This window comes from Actinacidiphila sp. bgisy145 (genome assembly GCF_057708125.1).
Genome location: NZ_JBYIRL010000118.1, coordinates 1 through 899, shown reverse-complemented (window position 1 = coordinate 899; position 899 = coordinate 1). Strand labels below are relative to the sequence as shown.

Here is an 899-nt window from a genome sequence, read left to right as displayed (position 1 = left end):
GAACTCGTAACACGATCTTGGTGTTCGTTGCTGGTGGGGCGTGACCGATGTGACGATTCGTCCGTTCGTGATGGTGTGAGCAAGAAGCCGTGGATCGTGGACGACGAGCTGTGGGTTCGGATCGAGCTGCTGCTTCCGGCGTGGCCGGACCGGTCGCCGGGTCCGCGTCCTGTGGATGATCGGCGCTGCCTGCAGGGCATCCTGTTCGTGCTGTATACCGGCATCACCTGGCAGCAGTTGCCGCTGGAGCTCGGCTTCGGCTCCGGACAGACCTGCTGGCGGCGCCTGGGCCGCTGGCAGGAGGCCGGAGTGTTCCAGGACCTGCACCGCATACTCCTGGCCGAGCTGAACGCGGCCGGCCTGATCGACTGGACGCGCGCCTGCGTGGACGCCTCCCACGTGCGCGCGAAAAAGGGGGCGAGGCGACCGGCCCCTCGCCGGTCGACCGCCGCAAGACCGGCAGCAAACACCACCTGATCAGCGACGGCGGCGGAATTCCGTTCTACGTGATCACCACCGCCGCCAACGTCAACGACGTCACCCAGACCATCGACCTCGTCGACGGTATCCCGCCCGTCGCCGGCCGTCCCGGCCGACCGCGCTGCCGCCCCGAAGCCCTGCTCGGGGCAAGGGATACGACAGCAACCCCAACCGCCGACAACTCCGCCAGCGCCGGATCCTGCCGGTCATCTCCCGGAAAGGATCACGGGACATCATCGGCCTCGGCAGGCTCCGCTACGTCGTCGAGCAGACCTTCGCCCAGCTCCACCAGTTCAAGCGACTTGCCGTCCGCTGGGAACGACGCCTCGACCTCCACAACGCCTTCGTCTCACTCGCCTGAGCACTCATCTGCTGGCGACGCCTCAACAACAGATGATCATGATCGTGTTACGAGTTCT

Annotated in this window: 1 pseudogene; it reads left to right on the top strand. The window is 66.2% G+C overall.

The window, feature by feature from the left end:
* Positions 1 to 93: 93 nt before the first annotated feature.
* Positions 94 to 841 (top strand): annotated as a pseudogene (locus AC3ERT_RS36545) (IS5 family transposase).
* The last annotated feature ends 58 nt before the right edge of the window (positions 842 to 899 follow it).